This window comes from uncultured Rothia sp. (genome assembly GCF_937976295.1).
Lineage (GTDB): Bacteria > Actinomycetota > Actinomycetes > Actinomycetales > Micrococcaceae > Rothia.
The window spans coordinates 1-6,982 of the sequence record NZ_CALJRY010000084.1 but is presented as its reverse complement, the minus strand read 5'-3'; the positions used below and the strand labels follow the sequence as shown (position 1 = coordinate 6,982).

General features: G+C 53.0%; 6 protein-coding genes. All 6 read left to right on the top strand.

The window, feature by feature from the left end; genetic code table 11:
• The first annotated feature begins 112 nt into the window (after nt 1–112).
• The 6 genes from Q0216_RS02215 to Q0216_RS02190 all read left to right on the top strand — a co-directional run bounded on the left by Q0216_RS02215 (nt 113) and on the right by Q0216_RS02190 (nt 6,823).
• The gene (locus Q0216_RS02215; protein ID WP_298592570.1) at nt 113–565 is read left to right on the top strand and encodes a P27 family phage terminase small subunit; all 453 of its coding nucleotides are present in this window, start codon (nt 113–115) and stop codon (nt 563–565) included.
• A gap of 61 nt (nt 566–626) precedes the next feature.
• Nucleotides 627–2,267 carry a terminase large subunit gene (locus Q0216_RS02210; RefSeq protein ID WP_298592569.1) on the top strand — a complete coding sequence of 547 codons (1,641 nt, stop codon included), beginning with the start codon at nt 627–629 and terminating at the stop codon, nt 2,265–2,267.
• A gap of 204 nt (nt 2,268–2,471) precedes the next feature.
• On the top strand, nt 2,472–4,469 hold the full coding sequence (locus Q0216_RS02205; RefSeq protein WP_298592567.1) for a phage portal protein: 1,998 nt from the start codon (nt 2,472–2,474) through the stop codon (nt 4,467–4,469).
• A 96-nt stretch (nt 4,470–4,565) separates the two neighbouring features.
• On the top strand, nt 4,566–5,366 hold the full coding sequence (locus Q0216_RS02200; protein WP_298592566.1) for an HK97 family phage prohead protease: 801 nt from the start codon (nt 4,566–4,568) through the stop codon (nt 5,364–5,366).
• Nucleotides 5,366–6,589 (top strand): phage major capsid protein, encoded by a 1,224-nt coding sequence (locus Q0216_RS02195; RefSeq protein ID WP_298592565.1) that lies wholly within the window; start codon nt 5,366–5,368, stop codon nt 6,587–6,589. Before Q0216_RS02200 ends, Q0216_RS02195 begins: the two co-directional genes overlap by 1 nt.
• A gap of 18 nt (nt 6,590–6,607) precedes the next feature.
• Nucleotides 6,608–6,823, top strand: a complete 216-nt coding sequence (locus Q0216_RS02190) for a hypothetical protein (RefSeq protein ID WP_298592564.1) — start codon at nt 6,608–6,610, stop codon at nt 6,821–6,823.
• Nucleotides 6,824–6,982: the final 159 nt, after the last annotated feature.

The following is a 6,982-nucleotide window of genomic DNA, read 5'->3' as shown; positions in this document are numbered from 1 at the left end:
GATCTGGAGTAAAAATTTCAAAAAAACCCGCCCAAAACAGCGGCATGGTCAGCTCTGAAGACGTCAGCCTAAGTTTTAGGTTTTTTGGAGAGATACAGGGAGGCGTATAAAAATGGGTGCTCGTGGTCCTTTGAAGCTTGCCCCTGTGGGCGAGAATCAGGTTGACAGATCTTCAGCAGCGGCCATGGTTGCCCCTCAGCAGCCAGACAAGCCTACCGGCCTACCTATTGAAGTGTCTGAATTGTGGGACGAGATTGTTCCTGTGCTTGCCGAAGCAGGTTTGCTTTCTGAGGCGGATAGTATGACGGTGGAGATGGCTTTGCGGCATTTTAGTTTGGCTCGCCGTGTGTCGAATGAGCTTATTGAGCAGGGTGTCGTGGTGGAGGATAAGCGGCATGGCGGCCAGGAGGCGAAGAGCCCGAAGGCTCAGATTTTGAAGGATAATTCTTCAGCATTTTTGGAGTATGCGAAGCAGTTAGGTTTGTCTTTTGCTGCTCGTAGCCGTATGCGAGGTGATGAGCGTGGTAGCCAGGAAGAGGAAGATAACCCGTTCGCGCTTCACTGACCGGCCGTATGCTGCACCGTTGTCTCCTGAAGTAAAATGGTATTTACGGGAGCGTGGTTACATGTTGGAGAAGTGGCAGAAACCGTTGTGGAGGACTGCTGAGCCGCGTGATGTTCATGGTGCTTTTTTTGACCCGTCGCGTGTAGATAGTGTGATTAACACGTTGAAACATTTGCGTCATACTCAAGGTAAGTGGGCCGGCCGGCCTATGCGCCCTGATGCGTGGCAGGTGGCTTATGTGATTGCCCCGGTGTTCGGTTGGGTGCATCCGTCGGCGGACGATGGCAGTATCGTGCGCATTATCCGCAAAGCGTGGGTTGAGGTTCCGCGTAAGAATGGTAAGACGACGCTGTGTGCCGGTTTGGCGTTGGATTTGGCTTTTGCTGATGGCGAGTATGGTGCGCAGGTTTTAGCGGCAGCAGGGTCTAAGGATCAGGCGTTGTTGGCGTATCGTCCTGCTCAGCTGGTTGCGGATAATAGTCCGGATTTTAAGGCTGCTGGTATCCAGGCAATGAAGAAAGAGATTGTCCGCCCGGTAGACCAATCCTTTTTCAAGGCTGTTGCGTCTGTGGGTGACCTGCTTCAGGGGACGAACCCGAACGGGTATATTGTTGATGAGATGCATGTGCACAAGGATCTGAGCGTGATTGACGCTTTGGAATCTGGTACAGGCGCACGGTCTCAACCGTTGGGGTTGACGATTACGACTGCTGATGATGGGAGGCGTAACAGTCCGTATTCGAAGAAGCGGGACCGTATGGAGAAGCTGTGTAAGGGTATTTATTCGAATGCGAATGAGTATGCGGTGATTTTTGCTGCTCCGAAGTCTGCGGACCCTTTTAAAGAGGAAACATGGCGGCGGGCGAATCCCGGGTATGGGGTTAGTCCGACGAAAGAGTTTATGATGGCTGAAGCCCAGGCAGCGAAAGATAGCCCTCTGCAGCTTGCCCGTTTCCTCCGCTTGAATTTAAATGTGAGGACGAAGCAGACAACGAAGTTTATCAGTCAGCGTGCGTGGAATGCGAACCAGCATGAGTTTACTGAAGCGTCGCTTGACGGTAAACCGTGTTTCGGTGGTTTAGATTTGGCTTCAGTGTCTGATTTGTCTGCTTTATGCTGGCTGTTCCCTGTGGGGAAGGACGATTATAAGGCTATTTGGCGTTTCTGGACACCTGAAGATAATCTTGAGGCTTTGGATCAGCGGACCGCAGGCACTGCATCGGTATGGCATGAGCAAGGATATTTGCAGACTACGCCAGGCAATGTGCAGGACTATGATTTTATCCGTGCTGCTATTAAACAGGACGCGGAAAAATTTGATGTGCGTACTCTTGGTTATGATCCTTACAATTCGTCTCAGCTGGTGAATGATTTGATGGCTGACGGTATCAGTATGGTGAAGGTACGTCAGGGGTATTTGACATTGTCAAGCCCGTTGAAGCAGGTACAGCGCTTGTGCTTAGCCGGCCTGAAGGGTAAAAGTGGGCTGGCGCATTGTAATCCGGTGATGGATTGGTGTATGGATAATCTCGCGGTGACTACTGACCCGGCGGGGAATGTGAAGCCGGATAAGAATAAGAGCGGTGAAAAGATTGATGGCGTGTCTGCCTTGGTGACGGCTATGAGCGAAGCTATGGCTGACCAGATGGAACACGCGCACAGCGCTTACGAGGCAAGCGAACACGCGCTCATCATTGCCTAGTTCGTATGGGAAGGAGACATTTTATGTGGTTTCCAGGACGGAAACTTGTTGTGAACCTGGTTGACGGGTCCAGCCTGTCTGGTGTGACCCGTTTTAGTTGGCCGGGCCGTATCCGGTTGCGTGATGTGCAGGCGGACGGCCAGCAGATACCGGGCACGGTTATCATATTCAGACGTTCAATTCTCGTACTGCAGGTGGTGGCAGATGGTTAATTTTATTTCTTCGACCGGTGAGACTGTCACGATCGGTGACAGCAGTCTGCCGGGCGTGAACACAAAAACCACTTGGGGGCTGCCAGTCAGAGACCCCGGTACGCCATTGATGAGCTACTCTAATAGCGGGTTTATCAATGCTCAAAGGATTTGGAAAACCCAGCCGGCTGTACGCACAGTAGTTAGTTTTGCTGCTAAACACGTGGCTGCGTTGCCGTGGAAGATCTACGAGCGTGTAGCTGATGATGACCGTGTTCGCGCCCACGATTCCCTGGCCGAACAGCTGTTAAGATACCCGCATCGTGAAGCACGTGTCACCAGCTTTAACCTGCTGAACCGTATCACCACAGACCTGATGCTCTACGACATCTTTTGCGTTGCTTTGCTGGTGAATGAGGATAACGAGTATTACTTGCAGCGCATACCGCCACGACTGCTGACGATTAAAAGCGACGCTTTAGGCAATATTACGCGCGTGCTGGTGAATCTGGCTCAGGGGCCGGTAGACTTGTCAGCGGAAAAGCTCGCTATTTCTACTGGGTGGAGCGCAAACACAGGCAATGGTGTGAGCCCGTTGACGACTTTGCGCCAGATCCTGGAAGAGCAGGCGCATGCTGTCCAGTGGCGTAACGCCCAATGGGACAGGAGCCCAAAGTTCAACGGGTATATTAAACGCCCTCCCGAGGCTACGTCTGGACGGTGGGAGCCAGTCAAACGCGAACAGTTCGTCCAATCGTGGCGCGATTTCCGTATGTCGGCCGCCGGCGGCACTCCAATCCTGGAAGATGGTATGGAATACGTGTCCTTGAACGATACGATTAAGCCTGCCGACGCCCAGGATATCGAAGGCCGGCGTTTATCTACCGTCGAGGTTTGCGGGGCATTCCACATACCTCCAGAGTTGGTGGGCGCGCGCCAGGGTACGTTCAGCAATATAGCGGCTTTCCGCCAAATGCTGTATGGTCCGACGTTGGGGCCGGTGATTGATGAGATCCGTCAGGCATTCAATGCGGAAATAATCCCCGCCCTGGCTGACGAAGGCCATCAAATCTATGGTGAGCTTGACCGCAACAGTGCCATGAATGGCAGTTTCCTTGAGCAGGCGTCCTATCTGCAGACTGCTGTAGGCGGACCATACTTGACTCGCGCGGAAGCACGAGCTGCTTTGGACTATCCTAAGCTTAAGGGTACTGACCAGCTGATTACCCCCTTGAATGTGACTGAAGGCGGGCTTGCCTCCCCCACTGATACAGGCAAACAGAATATTCAACATCAACAGATGAAGACTCTTTCTCCTGGGCAGCATCTTGTCCGCCAGCAAGCATTAAGCGAACTGAATACGGTGAAGAAAAAACAGGAGAAAAGCCTCGTTGAAGCTCTGCGCAGTATCTATGTGAAGATGATGCAATCTCATGATGATATCGAGGATCCGGAAGACTTCCATGACCAGTGGGACACAATCCTGATGGAAGCAATCAACCCGTCTACATGGGCGTCAGCCCTCGCCGGGGCGCGTAGCGTGCTCGCTGAGTACAATCCGGAACAATCCGGCTGGGCAGCCAGCGTCATGAAACCTTACGTGACCAAGATAGGACAAAACGCCGCCAGCAAAATAGCCGACGGCATGCTCACCAGCTTCGCCAACCTAGACGAAATGGAAACCAATCCTGATGACGATGAGGATAGCGACGTCGATCCGCGTACGAGTTTGCTTGACCGGTTGAAAGACAGTACGGCTGTTGCTTGGGCGGCCAGCCTTATCGCTAACGCGGCTGGCTTTGGCCGTCAGGATGCCGCGAAGGCCTCCGGGCTGGTTACTAAACGCTGGCAGGTTACTAGTGCTCACCCGAGGCCTTCCCACGCTCAAATGGATGGGGAAGCAACAGGCATCGATGATGAGTTTTCCAATGGTGCCCGCTGGCCAGGTGACGGTGGGCTGGACGTAGACGAAGTCGCAGGCTGCACCTGCGTCCTCGAATACGAATGGTAAACCCATCGCCTATTCTCAAATTTTCCCAGGGATAACACTCCACATAGTGTTATCCCTTTTTTTATGCCGTGGAGTGAGCAGAAAGGACAAAATACTGTGAACAGACACTCCCCTAAGCGCGTCTTTAAGCGCGTATCTTATAAAGCTGATGTTGATACAACGGACGGCGAGGGCAGCTTTACCGCTATCGTCAGTACCTTCGGCACCAAAGATTCACAAGGCCAAATCATCGAGAAAGGCGCTTTTGAAGAAAGCCTCAAAACCTTCACCGATGATTCTCCTCTGCCTGTCCTGTGGGATCACGAGTGGGAAGACATCTGGTCCCATCTCGGAGCAGCACAAGGCCAAGAAACTGATACCGGTTTGCAGATAGACGCCCAACTGGACATGGACAATCCTAACGCGGTTCAGGCATACCGGTTGATGAAAACTGGCAGGGTCCATGAATTCAGCATCGGCGGGTTCGTCAACGAAAACGACATCGAATACGACGACGACAATAATGCGCACATCAGCCGCTTCCAGCTTGCTGAAGTATCCCTCACTCTTAAAGGTGCGAATCCGGATACGCAGCTTATCTCAGTGAAAGCTGATGAACCGGACCCGCAGGATACTGCAGACCCGCAAGAAGATCCAGAAGAAGGAGATGATGATATGGATCTTACCGACCTCAAAGACACGCTCGATCTGCTCAACCAGGCAGTAGACAAACTCTCACAATTCATAGATGAGAACGACACGAGCGACGACGATGATACTTCCACAGACACTCCCGGAGGAAACGCTGGCGATGAAGAAACACCAGACGATTCGGAAGGGAAGTCAGCGAAGAAAAAGCGGCAGGCCTTAGCCGCACAGTTGATAAAGGCTCTCGTAGCCGGAAAGGAGACGATCTGATGAATCGTCAGGAAACACTCAAGGCACTGGTGGCTGAGGCGGAAAACCTCGAAAAGAAAGGCACCAACCTTACCGAAAAGGAAATCAGCCGCGCAGAAGAAATCAGCCGGCAGATCCAGCAGCTAAAAACAGCAATGAGCTCAGCCAAGAAAACCGCTGCCACACTCCGCGCAGCAACCCATAACGAAGGAGAAACATCAACCATGCTCGAAGGGAAGTTCACCATCGGCGAAAAGTTCGTCAAGTCCGACGAAGTACGCGGCTTCCGCGAAGACCACCCTCACGGATTCGAATCCAAAAACGGTGTCGTCAACTTCGCCGTCAAGGACGTTGCTTCTGGCCAGCGCGTACTGAAAGCCGATCCGCTCAACACCGGAATCCCCGGCGCCTCCCGCCCAGAATATGTTGAAGGTATCGATGATCTGACATACCGTAAACCGCGCACGATCCTCGACCTGATCTACCAGGGCACAACCAACAGCCCATGGCTGCAGTACCGTCAGCTCCGGGCAGTCACTAACAACGCCAGCATCACCGGCGAGGCAAAAACAACCACTGGTACGGACGCTAAAGGCGGGCTTAAGCCACTGAGTACCCTTACCACAGCTACGGCAGACGCTAAAGCGTTTACCTATGCAGATGGCTTGGAAATCACGAACCAGGAACTCTCCGACGACGGTGCACTCGTCGGCATCATCGACGGGGAGCTTGAAGCTAACCTGCTTGACGTAATCGAGAAAACGCTGATTAACGGGTCCGGATCTGCAGACGAACCTGCAGGTATCCTGCACACTACCGGCGTCCTCAACCAGGCATTTGACACAGATATCGCTACTACCCTGCGTAAGGCAAAGACCCTCCTGTCTACCACGTCCGGTACAACTCCACAGGCAGTTGTCATGAATCCTGAGGATAACGAGGCTCTCGACCTCCTGCAGGATAAGAACGGCCGGTATCTGGGAGCAGGCCCCTTCGCCTCCGGCGACCCAACCGTATGGTCAATCCCCCGCCTGGAATCCTCCTACCTCGAAAAAGGAACCGCCATCATCGGCGATTTCAGCGTAATTCAGCTGCTCGTCTACGAAGCACTCAATATCGCCGTATTCAATCAGCACAAGGATTACGCGCAGCGCAACCTGTCCTACATCAGGGCAGAAATGCGCGCATTGCAAATGATCCGCAAGCCGGCCCAACTGTGCGTTGCTAAGCTCGCCCAGGGCTAAAACGTAGAGGACGGTAATGTGATGGAAGAAGAGATGCTCATCATTGATAGCGTTCGCTACACGCGGCCAGACGCTTACCGTGCCAGGCTGATAGACGAGGACGGTAACCTGCTGATCACGAAGCAGGTACCGTCCACCACGGCTATACGCAAAGATACGGGTAAGGAAACTCCCGTAACGGAAGATAACCCGTATATTGTGAAACCGTCGGCCGGTAAGAAAACCAAAGATTAATCGGTAAGGAGGCTTGTTATGTCTGAAAACCAGTATTGCGCAAGCCTGTCAGACCTCCAAACCCTTATAGGGGATAGTGAGCAGGATCCGAAGCTTGCCCTTGCCCTGCGGCGGGCTTCGGACCGGCTTATCGGTCTTATCGGCTGGGACCCCCATTAT

Coding starts and splice junctions, on each gene's coding strand:
- Q0216_RS02215 (WP_298592570.1), top strand. CDS start 113: ATGGGTGCTCGTGGTCCTTTGAAGCTTGCCCCTGTGGGCGAGAATCAG.
- Q0216_RS02210 (WP_298592569.1), top strand. CDS start 627: ATGTTGGAGAAGTGGCAGAAACCGTTGTGGAGGACTGCTGAGCCGCGT.
- Q0216_RS02205 (WP_298592567.1), top strand. CDS start 2,472: ATGGTTAATTTTATTTCTTCGACCGGTGAGACTGTCACGATCGGTGAC.
- Q0216_RS02195 (WP_298592565.1), top strand. CDS start 5,366: ATGAATCGTCAGGAAACACTCAAGGCACTGGTGGCTGAGGCGGAAAAC.